Origin of the sequence: Acidovorax bellezanensis (genome assembly GCF_025421555.1) — a bacterium.
Taxonomy (GTDB): Bacteria; Pseudomonadota; Gammaproteobacteria; order Burkholderiales; family Burkholderiaceae_C; genus Comamonas; species Comamonas bellezanensis.
The window spans coordinates 22,007-33,516 of sequence record NZ_JAODYH010000019.1; the positions used below are offsets into that span (position 1 = coordinate 22,007).

Annotated in this window: 19 protein-coding genes and 1 pseudogene; 3 read left to right on the forward strand and 17 right to left on the reverse strand. The window is 60.7% G+C overall.

The features are described 5' to 3' along the window. Window positions 1–15 precede the first annotated feature (15 nt). The 3 genes and pseudogenes from ptsP to N0K08_RS22880 all read right to left on the reverse strand — a co-directional run bounded on the left by ptsP (window position 16) and on the right by N0K08_RS22880 (window position 2,522). Window positions 16–1,785 carry a phosphoenolpyruvate--protein phosphotransferase gene (ptsP, locus tag N0K08_RS22870; RefSeq protein WP_261502749.1) on the reverse strand — a complete coding sequence of 590 codons (1,770 nt, stop codon included), beginning with the start codon at window positions 1,783–1,785 and terminating at the stop codon, window positions 16–18. 51 nt (window positions 1,786–1,836) lie between these two features. Further along, window positions 1,837–2,106: an HPr family phosphocarrier protein gene (locus tag N0K08_RS22875; protein WP_261502750.1), complete on the reverse strand. Its 270-nt coding sequence runs from the start codon at window positions 2,104–2,106 to the stop codon at window positions 1,837–1,839. Continuing rightward, window positions 2,075–2,522, reverse strand: a pseudogene (locus N0K08_RS22880) (PTS sugar transporter subunit IIA). The gene N0K08_RS22875 and the pseudogene N0K08_RS22880 overlap by 32 nt, the downstream one beginning before the upstream one ends. Before the next feature lie 179 nt (window positions 2,523–2,701). Between N0K08_RS22880 and N0K08_RS22885 the strand changes: the two are divergent. Further along, on the forward strand, window positions 2,702–3,205 hold the full coding sequence (locus N0K08_RS22885; RefSeq protein ID WP_261502751.1) for a peroxiredoxin family protein: 504 nt from the start codon (window positions 2,702–2,704) through the stop codon (window positions 3,203–3,205). 69 nt (window positions 3,206–3,274) lie between these two features. Here N0K08_RS22885 and N0K08_RS22890 read toward each other — a convergent pair whose 3' ends face one another. Next, a complete protein-coding gene (locus N0K08_RS22890; protein ID WP_261502752.1) occupies window positions 3,275–3,721 on the reverse strand; it encodes a c-type cytochrome in 447 nt (148 codons plus the stop codon). Between the two features lie 164 nt (window positions 3,722–3,885). Between N0K08_RS22890 and N0K08_RS22895 the strand changes: the two genes are divergently transcribed. Both N0K08_RS22895 and N0K08_RS22900 read left to right on the forward strand, forming a co-directional pair. Continuing rightward, window positions 3,886–4,554: a cytochrome b/b6 domain-containing protein gene (locus N0K08_RS22895; protein ID WP_261502753.1), complete on the forward strand. Its 669-nt coding sequence runs from the start codon at window positions 3,886–3,888 to the stop codon at window positions 4,552–4,554. 63 nt (window positions 4,555–4,617) lie between these two features. Continuing rightward, window positions 4,618–5,109 carry a GNAT family N-acetyltransferase gene (locus N0K08_RS22900; RefSeq protein WP_261502754.1) on the forward strand — a complete coding sequence of 164 codons (492 nt, stop codon included), beginning with the start codon at window positions 4,618–4,620 and terminating at the stop codon, window positions 5,107–5,109. Between the two features lie 107 nt (window positions 5,110–5,216). On the opposite strand, the gene N0K08_RS22905 is transcribed toward N0K08_RS22900, so the two are convergent. The 13 genes from N0K08_RS22905 to N0K08_RS22965 form a co-directional block, all read right to left on the reverse strand. Continuing rightward, complete coding sequence (locus tag N0K08_RS22905) at window positions 5,217–5,723, reverse strand: peroxiredoxin (RefSeq protein WP_261502755.1); 507 nt, start codon at window positions 5,721–5,723, stop codon at window positions 5,217–5,219. A 119-nt stretch (window positions 5,724–5,842) separates the two neighbouring features. Further along, window positions 5,843–6,112 (reverse strand): 30S ribosomal protein S17, encoded by a 270-nt coding sequence (rpsQ, locus tag N0K08_RS22910; protein ID WP_261502756.1) that lies wholly within the window; start codon window positions 6,110–6,112, stop codon window positions 5,843–5,845. Window positions 6,113–6,123: 11 nt separating this feature from the next. Further along, window positions 6,124–6,321 (reverse strand): 50S ribosomal protein L29, encoded by a 198-nt coding sequence (rpmC, locus tag N0K08_RS22915; RefSeq protein WP_159917968.1) that lies wholly within the window; start codon window positions 6,319–6,321, stop codon window positions 6,124–6,126. Between the two features lie 15 nt (window positions 6,322–6,336). Further along, the gene (gene rplP, locus N0K08_RS22920) at window positions 6,337–6,753 is read right to left on the reverse strand and encodes a 50S ribosomal protein L16 (RefSeq protein ID WP_261502757.1); all 417 of its coding nucleotides are present in this window, start codon (window positions 6,751–6,753) and stop codon (window positions 6,337–6,339) included. Between the two features lie 2 nt (window positions 6,754–6,755). Then, complete coding sequence (gene rpsC, locus N0K08_RS22925) at window positions 6,756–7,637, reverse strand: 30S ribosomal protein S3 (protein ID WP_261502758.1); 882 nt, start codon at window positions 7,635–7,637, stop codon at window positions 6,756–6,758. 15 nt (window positions 7,638–7,652) lie between these two features. Beyond that, on the reverse strand, window positions 7,653–7,985 hold the full coding sequence (rplV, locus tag N0K08_RS22930) for a 50S ribosomal protein L22 (protein WP_159917965.1): 333 nt from the start codon (window positions 7,983–7,985) through the stop codon (window positions 7,653–7,655). A 9-nt stretch (window positions 7,986–7,994) separates the two neighbouring features. After that, window positions 7,995–8,273, reverse strand: a complete 279-nt coding sequence (gene rpsS / locus N0K08_RS22935; RefSeq protein ID WP_159917964.1) for a 30S ribosomal protein S19 — start codon at window positions 8,271–8,273, stop codon at window positions 7,995–7,997. Window positions 8,274–8,283: 10 nt separating this feature from the next. After that, window positions 8,284–9,108, reverse strand: coding sequence for a 50S ribosomal protein L2 (gene rplB, locus N0K08_RS22940; RefSeq protein WP_213304174.1), 825 nt, complete (start codon window positions 9,106–9,108; stop codon window positions 8,284–8,286). Then, complete coding sequence (gene rplW, locus N0K08_RS22945) at window positions 9,109–9,423, reverse strand: 50S ribosomal protein L23 (protein ID WP_261502760.1); 315 nt, start codon at window positions 9,421–9,423, stop codon at window positions 9,109–9,111. It abuts the gene before it with no gap. Beyond that, the gene (rplD, locus tag N0K08_RS22950) at window positions 9,420–10,043 is read right to left on the reverse strand and encodes a 50S ribosomal protein L4 (RefSeq protein ID WP_159917961.1); all 624 of its coding nucleotides are present in this window, start codon (window positions 10,041–10,043) and stop codon (window positions 9,420–9,422) included. Before rplD ends, rplW begins: the two co-directional genes overlap by 4 nt. Beyond that, a complete protein-coding gene (rplC, locus tag N0K08_RS22955; RefSeq protein ID WP_261502761.1) occupies window positions 10,043–10,717 on the reverse strand; it encodes a 50S ribosomal protein L3 in 675 nt (224 codons plus the stop codon). Before rplC ends, rplD begins: the two co-directional genes overlap by 1 nt. A gap of 203 nt (window positions 10,718–10,920) precedes the next feature. Then, window positions 10,921–11,232 (reverse strand): 30S ribosomal protein S10, encoded by a 312-nt coding sequence (gene rpsJ / locus N0K08_RS22960; protein WP_005796953.1) that lies wholly within the window; start codon window positions 11,230–11,232, stop codon window positions 10,921–10,923. Between the two features lie 25 nt (window positions 11,233–11,257). Continuing rightward, on the reverse strand, window positions 11,258–11,510 hold a 253-nt coding region (locus tag N0K08_RS22965), incomplete at its 5' end, for an EF-Tu C-terminal domain-related protein (protein WP_456301238.1).

Below are 11,510 nucleotides of genomic sequence, written 5' to 3' on the forward strand. Positions count from 1 at the left end.
GCCCAGTGCGTCGTTTTAAGCGCTTTCTGGCACTTCGCTGGCAGCACCGAGCTCGAGAATGGCCGCCGGGTCGTCGGCCTCGACGACCGCCTGCGCCCAGGCTGCGAGCTGGCCGGCATCGGCGCGCAACACTTCCTGCTTCACCGCCAGGATTTGCGCCGGGTGCATGGAAAAGCTGCGCAGCCCCAGGCCCAGCAGCAGCCGCGTCATGGCGACGTCGCCCGCCACTTCGCCGCAGACGCAAATGCTCTTGCCTTGGCGCCGCCCTTCGGCGATCACGTCAGCCACCAGGCGCAGCACCGCCGGGTGCAGGGGATCGTACAAATGCGCCACGGCTTCGTCCGCACGGTCGATGGCCAGCGTGTACTGGATCAAATCGTTGGTGCCAATGGACAGAAAGTCGAAGAAGCGCAGGAACATGCGCACCATCATCGCCGCCGCCGGAATCTCTATCATCGCGCCCAGCTGCACGGCGCCATAGGCCATGCCGCGGGCATCGAGCTCCGCCCGGGCCAGGGCCACCTGGGCCAGCGTCTGCTCGATTTCACGCTGGTGGGCCAGCATGGGAAACAGCAGGCTCACCGGCCCGTGCACGGCCGCCCGCAGCACGGCGCGCAACTGGGTGCGGAACATGGCCGGATCGGCCAGGCTCCAGCGGATGGCCCGCAGACCCAGCGCGGGGTTGAGCGAGTATTCCTTGGCCTGCCCCTTGTCCAGCGGCTTGTCCGCGCCTACGTCGATGGTGCGTATGGTCACGGGCAGGCCCTGCATGCCCTCAACGGCCTGGCGGTAGGCCTGGTACTGCTCCTCCTCCCCGGGCAAGGGGCTGTCGCGCCCCATGAACAGGAATTCACTGCGAAACAGTCCCACACCCTGCGCTCCGGCCAGCAAGGCCGCGGGGCCATCGCCGGGCTGCTCGATGTTGGCCAGCAGCTCGACGGCCTCACCATCCAGCGTCACTGCCGGCGTATGCCGCAAACGCGCCAGGCAGGCCCGCTCGAGCGCGTTCTCTTGCTGGCGCACTTCGTACTCGGCCAGAATCTGGGGCGAAGGATCGACGATCACCACGCCGGCGTTGCCGTCGATGATCAGCCAGTCGTCCTGGCGCACCAATTGGCTGGCCGCGCGCGCGCCGACCACGGCCGGAATGTCCATGCTGCGCGCGACGATCGCGGTGTGCGAAGTCTTGCCGCCCACCGCCGTCACAAAACCCACGAACACACTGCTCTTGAAATGCAGCATGTCGGCCGGCGACAGGTCTTGCGCCACCAGGATCAAGGGCACTTCCGGAGTCGCTCCAGGCAAGGCCGCCGCCGCCTTGCGCGGCGATGCCACCGGGCTGGCCACGCCTTTCATGTGGCGCAGAATGCGGTCCACCACCTGCTCGAGATCGGCCTTGCGCTCGCGCAGATAGTCGTCCTCCATTTCATCGAACTGTCGAGAAATGGCCTCCAACTGCGTTGTGAGCGCCCACTCTGCGTTGTACAGCCGCTCACGGATCCAGTGCTCGACGCCGTGTACCAGCGATTCATCCTGCAGCAGCATCAGGTGCACATCGAGCAGCGCATCCAGCTCTGCTGGCGCATCATGCGGCATCTCGGTCTGCAGACGCTGCAGCTCTTCGATCACCGCGTGGCGCGCCGTGCGGGCGCGCACGATCTCCGCCGGCACTTCGGCCGGGCCAATGAAATAGTGCAGCACTTCGATGCGACTCGAAGCCACCAGCACCGCCCGCCCGATGGCAATGCCCCGGGAGACCGCCAGGCCGTGAATTGCAAATGTCATCCGGACTGTCCTTCAGTCAGTCTGGCGCGCTACCGCAGCAGCGCAACCAACTCATTGGCCTTCGCCAAACTTGTCTTGAATCAATGCCAGCAGCGCATCCATGGCTTCCTGCGCCTGCTCGCCGTTGGTTTCCAGCTCTACCTGCGTGCCTATGCCTGCGGCCAGCATCATCACGCCCATGATGCTTTTGGCATTGATGCGCCGCTCCCCCTTGGTCATCCACACTTCGCAGGGATAGCTGCCCGCAAGCTTGGTGAGTTTGGCCGATGCCCGCGCGTGCAGACCCAATTTATTGATGATGGTTGTTGTGGTCTTGATCATGGAGGGGAACAGGGATTCAGATTCTGCAAGGGGGCGTCGCCGACGGCCACCACCCCCTGGGTACCGCCGGCAATCGCCCGCTCGGCAACGGTTTCCAGCGTCTCATTGCGATAGCACACGGCCCGCAGCAGCATGGGCAGGTTCACGCCCGCGACCAATTGCGCCGCCCGACCGGACACCAGGCGCTGGGCTACGTTGCAAGGCGTGGCGCCCAGCACATCCGTGAGCACCAGCACGGGCTCGCCGCTCTCGCCCAGCAAGGCGCGCGCGCGCACCAGCGAAGCTTCGGGGCTTTCCTCTGCCGGCACATCCAGTGCCAGCACATCGGCAGCGCTGTCGGCAAATACGTGCAGCGCACACTCCCGCAGCGCCTGGGCCAGCGGAGCGTGGGTGATGAGGAGAATGCGCGTTTTCATGAAACAACCGTAGGAGGTACGGCATTATGGCTCTCAGCCGCCCGTCCCTGGCAAACCTGACGCAGGCGGCACGCCTGGTACTTTGCGGCAAGTCATGGAAAAGCGCGAACTTTCGCCGCCCTCCCGCACTCATAACCCTCAACCGCTGAATTCTCGGCAGCTTTGGGCACAATCGACACATGGCAATCAAAACATGGATCGCGGGCGTGGCGCTCGCCGCCGTCGCGGGCATCGGCGGCTTCATTTACCTGGGCGCGGGCACCAGCCCGGCACCGGCGTCGACTTTTGTGCTGCTCGATGGCAGCCAGCACACTACGGCCGACCTGAAGGGCAAGGTCACTCTGGTCAACTTCTGGGCCACCAGTTGCACCACCTGCGTGGCGGAAATGCCCGAGATCATCGCCACCTACAACAAATACCAGGCCAAGGGCTTCGAGACCATGGCCGTGGCCATGAGCTACGACCCGCCCAGCTATGTGGTGAACTTCGCGCAAAGCCGCCAGCTGCCGTTCAAGGTGGCCATAGACAATACGGGCAAGGTCGCCCAGCAATGGGGCGATGTGAAGCTCACGCCGTCGACCTTCATCGTCAACAAGCGCGGCGAAATCGTCAAAAGCTATGTGGGCGCACCCAACTTCCCCGAGCTGCACCAGCTGATCGAAAAGCTGCTGGCCGAGACCTGAGTTTTCCGCAGTCCGGCTGACAAAAAAACGCCCGCTGGCTTTTGGCCGCGGGCGTTTTTTATTCACGGATCAGCGATTCCGGAAGCTGTCGTGGCAGGCCTTGCAGCTGCCGGCCGTGGCGCCGAATGCGGCCTTCAGGCTGGCCAGATCGCCCTGCTTCGCGGCAGCCGCCAGCTTGACGGCTTCGCCTTCAAGCTTGCTGGCATGGTCCTTGAACTTGGCGTTTTCCGTCCAGATGCTGGGCTTGGCCTTGCCGCCTTCAGTGCCTGGACCAAAGCCCGCCCAAGGCAGCTTGGACATGAACAGCACCACTTCGGCACTGTCCTGGGCCGACTTGGCATCAAACGGCACCGCACCCTTGGACATGGCGCCCAGGCGGCCGAAATGCTCGCCCATCACCGCGAGCGCGGCCTGGCGATAGTGGATGGCATCCTCCGCCTTGGCGAATTGCGCCGCCGCAGGCAGGCTCAAGGTGGCGGAGAAGGCCGCGAGGGCCAGGATGCTGATTACTTTCATGGGACTTCCTTTGTGGTGGCACGCAAAAACCTCAATCACAGCGTAGGATTATCCAGGATGGCCGGCGGGTCGCGCCAGCCCCTGTTGCATCCGTCATCCAGCGCCACATTCGCTATCCTTGGCGACTGAAACCATCCACCGCCAACGCCTTGTACCGCACCGCCATGCTCCATACCGTCCGCATCTGGGATCTTCCAACCCGCCTGTTCCACTGGGCACTGGCTGCCAGCACCGTGGCCATGATCATCACCGCCAAGATCGGCGGCAATGCCATGCTCTGGCATCTGCAACTGGGCCAGGTCGTGCTGGCACTGCTGCTGTTCCGGCTGGTCTGGGGCTTCGTCGGCGGACGCTGGTCGCGCTTTCGCCAATTCGTGCACTCCCCGCGCCGGTTGCTGAACTACCTGCGCGGCCAGCACCGCACCGAAGACCACGCCGGCCACAGCCCGCTGGGCGCACTGTCGGTGTTTGCCATGCTGGCCGCTCTGCTCGCCCAGGTGGGCACGGGCCTGTTCAGCGATGACGCCATCTTCTTTGCCGGGCCCCTGAGCAACCGGGTGTCCGGGGACATCGTCGATGCCGCCACCCGCTGGCATGCCGAACTCGGCCAGTACCTGCTGCTGGCGCTGCTGGGACTGCACCTGCTGGCCGTCGCCTATTACGCACTGGTGCGCCGCCGCCCCCTGGTGCGCGCCATGCTCACCGGCGACCGCGAGCTGCCCCAGCCCCTGCCGCCCGCCGCGGACAATGCCCGGCACCGCCTGCTCGCCCTGGCCATCGCCATGGTCTGTGCAGCCTGCTCCTGGGGCATTGGTAGCCTGGCAGGGGTTTGACGCCTTCACCCCAACGCCCACATCCGGCTACACTGCGGGTTCCGTTGTTTTTGCGCTCCGACTGTGGACAAGCCTTCTGTGGCCCTGCTGGCAGCGAATTTTCCGCAAGATCTGGCCACTGTTCGGCAGATCTTCCAGGAATACGCCGACAGCACGGGCATTGACCTGCATTTTCAGAATTTCGCGGCCGAGCTAGCCCACCTGCCCGGCGAATACGCTCCGCCGCGCGGGCAATTGCTGCTGGCCACCGTCAACGGTGCGCTGGCCGGTTGCTGCGCACTGCGGCCGCTGGACACCAGCGACTACCCGAACGCCGCCGAAATGAAGCGCCTGTACGTGCGCCGGGCCTTCCGTGGCTTCGGCCTGGGCCGCGAACTCACCGCCGCCATGCTGGACATCGCGCGCCAGTCTGGCTACGACTGCGTGCTGCTCGACACCCTGGACGACATGGAAGCGGCGCGCGCGCTCTACACCGAGCTCGGCTTCGAGGAAATCCCGCCCTTTTACTTCAATCCCATGGCCGGGGCCCACTACCTCAAGGCAGATCTGTTCTGAGCTGCTGAGGGGTGCATAGCCGGCCAAAAAAAAGAGCGCCTAGGCGCTCTTTTGCATTCCTGCCACAGGCCGCGCTGCATGCACGTCCTGGTCGAGGGTCAGGCCTATCAGGCCTTGGCTTGTGCCAGCATGGTCGCGGCGTCACTGACTTCGAACTTGCCGGGGCCTTCGACGTTCAGCGTGACGACCTTGCCGTCCTTGACCAGCATGGAGTAACGGTTGCTGCGCAGACCCAGGCCCTTGCCGTTCAGATCCAGCGTCAGGCCCGTGGCCTTGGCGAAGGCGGCATCGCCGTCACCGATCATGCGCACCTTGGTGCCCACGTTCTGGTCGCGGCCCCAGGCACCCATCACAAATGCGTCATTGACCGACAGGCACCAGATTTCGTCGACACCAGCTGCCTTGAGCGCATCGGCCTGGGCCACATAGCCTGGCAGGTGCTTTTCGGAGCAGGTAGGCGTGAAAGCACCGGGCACGGCCACGATGGCGATCGTCTTGCCGGCAGCAGCTTCCTGCACATTCACCGCATTCGGGCCAATGCTGCAGCCGTTGCCTTCCACAGCAACGAATTCTGTCAGCGTGACGGCGGGCAGGGTATCTCCAACTTTGATCATATTTAGCTCCTGGTTTTTGACTGAAAAATGGCCAACGCAGAATGCGCAGCCCAAACGAAAAAACGACCCACATTGTGGGTCGTTTTTCTCAGCTTTGCAGCACTAAGGCCTGAGAGGCTTTAGAGCAGGCCAGCCTTTTGCACCAAACGGGTCGCAACCCAGTTCTTGGTCTTGGACAGCGGGCGGCTTTCCGTGATTTCGATGGTGTCGCCCAGCTTGTACTCGCCATTTTCGTCATGTGCGTGGTACTTGCTCGACTTGCCAACGATCTTGCCGTACAGCTCGTGCTTCACACGGCGTTCGACCAGAACGGTCACAGTCTTTTGACGCTTGTCGCTGACCACCTTGCCAATCAAGGTGCGCTTGAGGGATTTTTTAGCTTCCGTCATGTCGGCTCCTATTACTTGGCAGCTTGCTTTTCAGCAAGGATGGTCTTGGCGCGAGCGATGTCGCGGCGCGTAGTGCGCAGCGTATTCGTGTTTGCCAATTGTTGCGTAGCCTTCTGCATGCGCAGGCCGAAATGCGCCTTTTGCAAGGACTTGATTTCGGCTTCCAGGCCGGTAACGTCTTTTTGGCGCAATTCAGTAGTTTTCGTCATTTTGAATTCTCCTGATTAAGCGCCAATGTGGCGTGCAACGAACGTGGTGCGCAGCGGCAGCTTGGCAGCAGCCAGGCGGAACGCTTCACGTGCCAATTCTTCTGGCACACCCACGATTTCGTAGAGTACCTTGCCGGGCTGAATTTCAGCGACGTAGTACTCAGGGTTGCCCTTACCGTTACCCATACGCACTTCTGCGGGCTTGGTAGAGATTGGCTTGTCAGGGAACACACGGATCCAGATACGACCACCACGCTTAACGTGACGGGAAATTGCACGACGTGCAGCTTCAATCTGACGGGCCGTCAAGCGGCCACGGTCCGTGGATTTCAGGCCGAAGTCACCGAATGCAACGGAGTTACCCCGCGTTGCAATACCGGTGTTGCGACCCTTTTGCTCCTTGCGATATTTGCGGCGAGCAGGTTGCAGCATCTTTATTCTCCTTTACCGTCCGCTGCTGTAGCGGGCGCGTCTGCCTTGCGAACGCGCTTAACGGCGTTGGTGTCGGCACCGGCGCCGGCAGGCTTATCGCTGCCGTCGGCCGGAGCCACGTTGCCACCCACTGGGCGGCGAGGTGCACCACGACCGGGGGCACCGTTGCGATCGCCATTACGGCTGTCGCGACGGGGACCACGGGGACGACGCTCATCATCAGGACGCGGCGTTTCTGCCAAAGGCAGATCGTTGCGACCCAGAGTGTCACCCTTGTACACCCACACCTTGACACCGATGATGCCGTAGGTGGTCTTGGCTTCAGAGAAGCCATAGTCGATGTCGGCACGCAGGGTGTGAAGTGGCACGCGACCTTCGCGATACCATTCACAACGAGCGATTTCGATACCGTTCAAACGGCCCGACGACATGATCTTGATGCCCAGAGCGCCCAAACGCATAGCGTTTTGCATGGCGCGCTTCATGGCACGGCGGAACATGATGCGTTTTTCGAGCTGTTGGGTGATCGAGTCAGCAACCAGCTTGGCATCGATTTCGGGCTTGCGCACTTCTTCGATGTTCACTGCCACTGGCACGCCCAGGCGAATAGCGAGTTCCTTCTTGAGGTTCTCGATGTCTTCACCCTTCTTGCCGATCACAACACCAGGACGAGCCGAGTAAATCGTGATACGGGCGTTCTTTGCAGGACGCTCGATCAGGATACGCGACACGGCGGCGTTCTTCAGCTTGGCCTTCAGGTACTCGCGAACCTTGATGTCTTCGGCCAGCATGCCGGCGAAGTCACGGTTGCTTGCGTACCAACGGCTGGCCCAGTTCCGGCTAATAGCCAGACGGAAGCCGGTAGGATGGATTTTCTGTCCCATATTCTTCCAGGCCTTTCAGTTGCCAACCGTCACGTACACATGGCACGTGGGCTTGCTGATACGATTGCCGCGGCCTTTGGCGCGCGCGGTGAAGCGCTTGAGCGTGGTGCCTTGTTCGACGTAGATCGTGGTGATCTTCAGATCGTCGATGTCGGCGCCGTCGTTGTGCTCAGCGTTGGCAATGGCGGACTCGAGAACCTTCTTGATGATCACAGCAGCTTTTTTCTGCGTGAAAGTCAGGATGTTCAGAGCTTGATCGACCTTCTTGCCGCGGATCAAATCAGCGACCAGGCGACCTTTGTCAACCGACAGACGGACGCCCCGGAGGACTGCACGTGTTTCAGACATGGTCGTTCCTTACTTCTTCTGGACTTTTTTGTCCGCGGGGTGACCCTTGAAGGTGCGCGTCAAGGCGAATTCGCCGAGCTTATGGCCCACCATCTGGTCGGTAACGTAGACCGGCACGTGTTGCTTGCCGTTGTGCACAGCAATGGTCAGACCGATGAAATCGGGCAGAACCATGGAACGACGCGACCAGGTCTTGACGGGCTTCTTGTCCTTGGTTGCGACGGCCTTTTCGACCTTTGCGACCAAGTGATGGTCAACAAACGGACCCTTTTTAAGAGAACGAGTCATTTGCTACCCCTTACTTTTTACGACGCGACACAATCATCGATTGTGTGCGCTTGTTGTTACGGGTACGGTAGCCCTTCGTCAGATTGCCCCATGGGTCAACTGCGTGACGACCTTCACCGGTCTTGCCTTCACCACCACCGTGCGGGTGATCCACAGGGTTCATCACCACACCGCGAACGGTAGGACGAATACCCATCCAGCGCTTCACACCGGCCTTGCCCAAACGGCGCAGGCTGTGTTCTTCGTTGGCGACTTCGCCCAGGGTTGCGCGGCACTCGATGTGAATCTTGCGCACTTCGCCCGAACGCATACGCACTTGAGCGTAGACGCCTTCACGGGCCAGCAACGTGGCGGAGGTACCTGCGGAACGCGCGATCTGTGCACCGCCGCCCACTTGCAATTCGATGCAGTGAATGGTCGAGCCCACGGGGATGTTGCGGATAGGCAGGGTGTTGCCCACACGGATCGGAGCTTCCGAACCGCTGACAATGGATGCGCCCACTTCCAGGTTGCGAGGAGCAATGATGTAACGACGCTCGCCGTCGGCATAGCACACCAGAGCGATGTGGGCCGTACGGTTTGGATCGTATTCAATACGCTCGACCTTTGCGGGGATGCCGTCCTTGTTGCGACGGAAGTCCACCACGCGGTAGTGATGCTTGTGACCACCGCCCTTATGACGGGTGGTGATGTGGCCGTTGTTGTTACGACCAGCCTTCTGGAACTGAGGTTCCAGCAGGGGTGCATACGGCTCGCCCTTGTGCAGGTGATCGCGGGTGACCTTGACGGCACCGCGTTGACCAGGCGTCGTGGGCTTGAGTTTGATGACTGCCATTTAAGCGGCCTCCCCAGACAAATTCAGCTCTTGACCTGGCTTGAGCATGACGTAGGCCTTGCGAACATTGTCGCGGCGGCCAACGGTCTTGCCGAAGCGCTTGGTCTTGCCCTTGGTGTTCAGCACAGAAATCTTCGCGACTTCCACCTTGAACATCAATTCCACAGCGGCCTTGATTTCGGGCTTGGTAGCGCTCTGCAGCACCTTGAACGTCACGACGTTGGACTTTTCAGCAACCATGGTGGCCTTTTCGGACACGATGGGAGCGACCAGCACTTGCATCAGACGACCTTCGTCAAACTTGAGTGTGCTCATGCGAACATCTCCTTGAGTTTGTCGATTGCGCCCTTGGTGACGAGCACTTTCTTGTAATGCACCAGCGACACGGGGTCGGCATAACGTGGTTCGACAACGAACACGTTCTTCAGGTTGCGGGAAGCAAGGTACAGGTTTTCGTCCACTTCGTCAGCGATCACCATCACCGACTCAGCCAGGTTCATGGCCTTGAACTTGTCGGCCAGCACCTTGGTCTTGGGCGTATCCAGCGTCAGCGAATCCACGACTGCCAGACGGCCTTCACGGGCCAGCTGCGACAGGATGGAAGCCATGCCAGCGCGGTACATCTTCTTGTTGATCTTCTGCGTGAAGTTTTCTTCAGGCAGATTTGGGAAGATGCGGCCGCCGCCACGCCACAGAGGCGAGGACGTCATACCGGCACGAGCGCGGCCCGTACCCTTTTGCTTGAACGGCTTGGCCGTCGAGTGACGGACTTGCTCGCGATCCTTCTGGGCGCGCGTGCCTTGACGTGCGTTGGCACGGTAGGCGACGACCAGTTGATGGATCAGGTCTTCGTTGAATTCACGACCGAACACAGTTTCGGGCACATCGAAAGACGATGCTGCCTGGCCTTGTTCATTCAGGAGTTCGAGCTGCATTAGTTCGCTCCTTGAGAAGGTTTAGCCTTGACTGCAGGACGCACCATCACGAAGCCACCCTTGGAGCCCGGAACAGCGCCCTTGATCAAGAGCAGTTGGCGTGCTTCGTCAATGCGAACCACGTCGAGGTTTTGCGTCGTCACAGTTTCGTCGCCCATGTGACCCGTCATCTTCTTGCCGGGGAACACGCGGCCTGGATCTTGTGCCATCGAAATGGAACCAGGGACGTTGTGCGAACGGCTGTTACCGTGCGAAGCGCGCTGCGAACGGAAGTTGTGACGCTTGATCGTGCCTGCGAAGCCCTTACCAATGGAAGTGCCTTGCACGTCCACCTTCTGGCCCACGGTGAACAGTTCAGCGACAGGCAAAGTAGCGCCAGCAGCGTACTTACCGGCAACTTCAGCCGTCACGGGGAATTCACGGGTCACTTCACCGGCTTCAACACCTGCCTTGGCAAGGTGGCCGGCTTGTGGCTTGGTCACGCGCGAAGCGCGACGCGAACCGAACGTGACCTGCAAGGCCACGTAGCCATCGTTCTCTTGGGTTTTGACCTGGGTCACACGGTTGTTGGACACATCCACCACCGTGACGGGCACTGCGTCCCCATCATCAGTGAACAGACGCATCATGCCCACCTTGCGACCCAGCAACCCCAGGGAGTTGCTCAGACTCATTTGTTTGCTCCAAAACTTTCGCCGCTGTAACTGCAATTGGCCCAGCGTTGCATCCATGATTCCGAAGAACCCGACGCACGAAAGAAGGTTAATAAAACTCCGCCCTAAAAGGCGAAGCCCCAAATTCTAACGCGAACCGCTTTTTCAAGCAAGTTCGCGTTAGATCAAGACCTTGAAAGGCTCTCGGAAGAGCCGTCAGGAACTTATTGCAGCTTGATTTCGACGTCCACGCCAGCTGGCAGGTCCAGCTTCATCAGGGCGTCAACGGTCTTGTCCGTAGGGTCCACAATGTCCATCAGACGTTGGTGGGTACGGATTTCGAGCTGGTCGCGGCTGGTCTTGTTGACGTGGGGCGAACGCAGGATGTCGAAACGCTTCATGCGGGTCGGCAGGGGCACGGGACCCTTGACGATCGCGCCGGTGCGCTTGGCCGTGTCAACGATTTCAGCAGCCGATTGGTCAATCAGCTTGTAATCGAACGCCTTCAGGCGGATGCGGATTTTTTGCTTGGACATGGTTAATTCCTAGTAGTGCTAAGAATTAAGCAATGATCTTGGCAACAACGCCGGCACCGACGGTACGGCCGCCTTCGCGGATAGCGAAGCGCAGACCTTCTTCCATGGCGATGGGAGCGATCAGCTTGACAGTGATCGACACGTTATCGCCAGGCATGACCATTTCCTTGCCTTCAGGCAACTCGATCGCACCGGTCACGTCCGTCGTACGGAAGTAGAACTGGGGGCGGTAGTTGTTGAAGAAAGGAGTGTGGCGGCCGCCTTCGTCCTTGCTCAAC

Bases quoted from the DNA above. Each gene is read 5' to 3' on its own strand.
- rplD (WP_159917961.1), bottom strand. From the start codon at position 10,043: ATGCAGCTCGAACTCCTGAATGAACAAGGCCAGGCAGCATCGTCTTTC.
- rplV (WP_159917965.1), bottom strand. From the start codon at position 7,985: ATGTCTGAAACACGTGCAGTCCTCCGGGGCGTCCGTCTGTCGGTTGAC.
- rpsJ (WP_005796953.1), bottom strand. From the start codon at position 11,232: ATGTCCAAGCAAAAAATCCGCATCCGCCTGAAGGCGTTCGATTACAAG.
- N0K08_RS22890 (WP_261502752.1), bottom strand. From the start codon at position 3,721: ATGAAAGTAATCAGCATCCTGGCCCTCGCGGCCTTCTCCGCCACCTTG.
- rpsC (WP_261502758.1), bottom strand. From the start codon at position 7,637: ATGGGACAGAAAATCCATCCTACCGGCTTCCGTCTGGCTATTAGCCGG.
- rplW (WP_261502760.1), bottom strand. From the start codon at position 9,423: ATGAGCACACTCAAGTTTGACGAAGGTCGTCTGATGCAAGTGCTGGTC.
- N0K08_RS22895 (WP_261502753.1), top strand. From the start codon at position 3,886: ATGCTCCATACCGTCCGCATCTGGGATCTTCCAACCCGCCTGTTCCAC.
- rpsS (WP_159917964.1), bottom strand. From the start codon at position 8,273: ATGACTCGTTCTCTTAAAAAGGGTCCGTTTGTTGACCATCACTTGGTC.
- rpmC (WP_159917968.1), bottom strand. From the start codon at position 6,321: ATGACGAAAACTACTGAATTGCGCCAAAAAGACGTTACCGGCCTGGAA.
- N0K08_RS22875 (WP_261502750.1), bottom strand. From the start codon at position 2,106: ATGATCAAGACCACAACAACCATCATCAATAAATTGGGTCTGCACGCG.
- ptsP (WP_261502749.1), bottom strand. From the start codon at position 1,785: ATGACATTTGCAATTCACGGCCTGGCGGTCTCCCGGGGCATTGCCATC.
- rpsQ (WP_261502756.1), bottom strand. From the start codon at position 6,112: ATGACGGAAGCTAAAAAATCCCTCAAGCGCACCTTGATTGGCAAGGTG.
- N0K08_RS22905 (WP_261502755.1), bottom strand. From the start codon at position 5,723: ATGATCAAAGTTGGAGATACCCTGCCCGCCGTCACGCTGACAGAATTC.
- N0K08_RS22885 (WP_261502751.1), top strand. From the start codon at position 2,702: ATGGCAATCAAAACATGGATCGCGGGCGTGGCGCTCGCCGCCGTCGCG.
- rplB (WP_213304174.1), bottom strand. From the start codon at position 9,108: ATGGCAGTCATCAAACTCAAGCCCACGACGCCTGGTCAACGCGGTGCC.
- rplP (WP_261502757.1), bottom strand. From the start codon at position 6,753: ATGCTGCAACCTGCTCGCCGCAAATATCGCAAGGAGCAAAAGGGTCGC.
- rplC (WP_261502761.1), bottom strand. From the start codon at position 10,717: ATGAGTCTGAGCAACTCCCTGGGGTTGCTGGGTCGCAAGGTGGGCATG.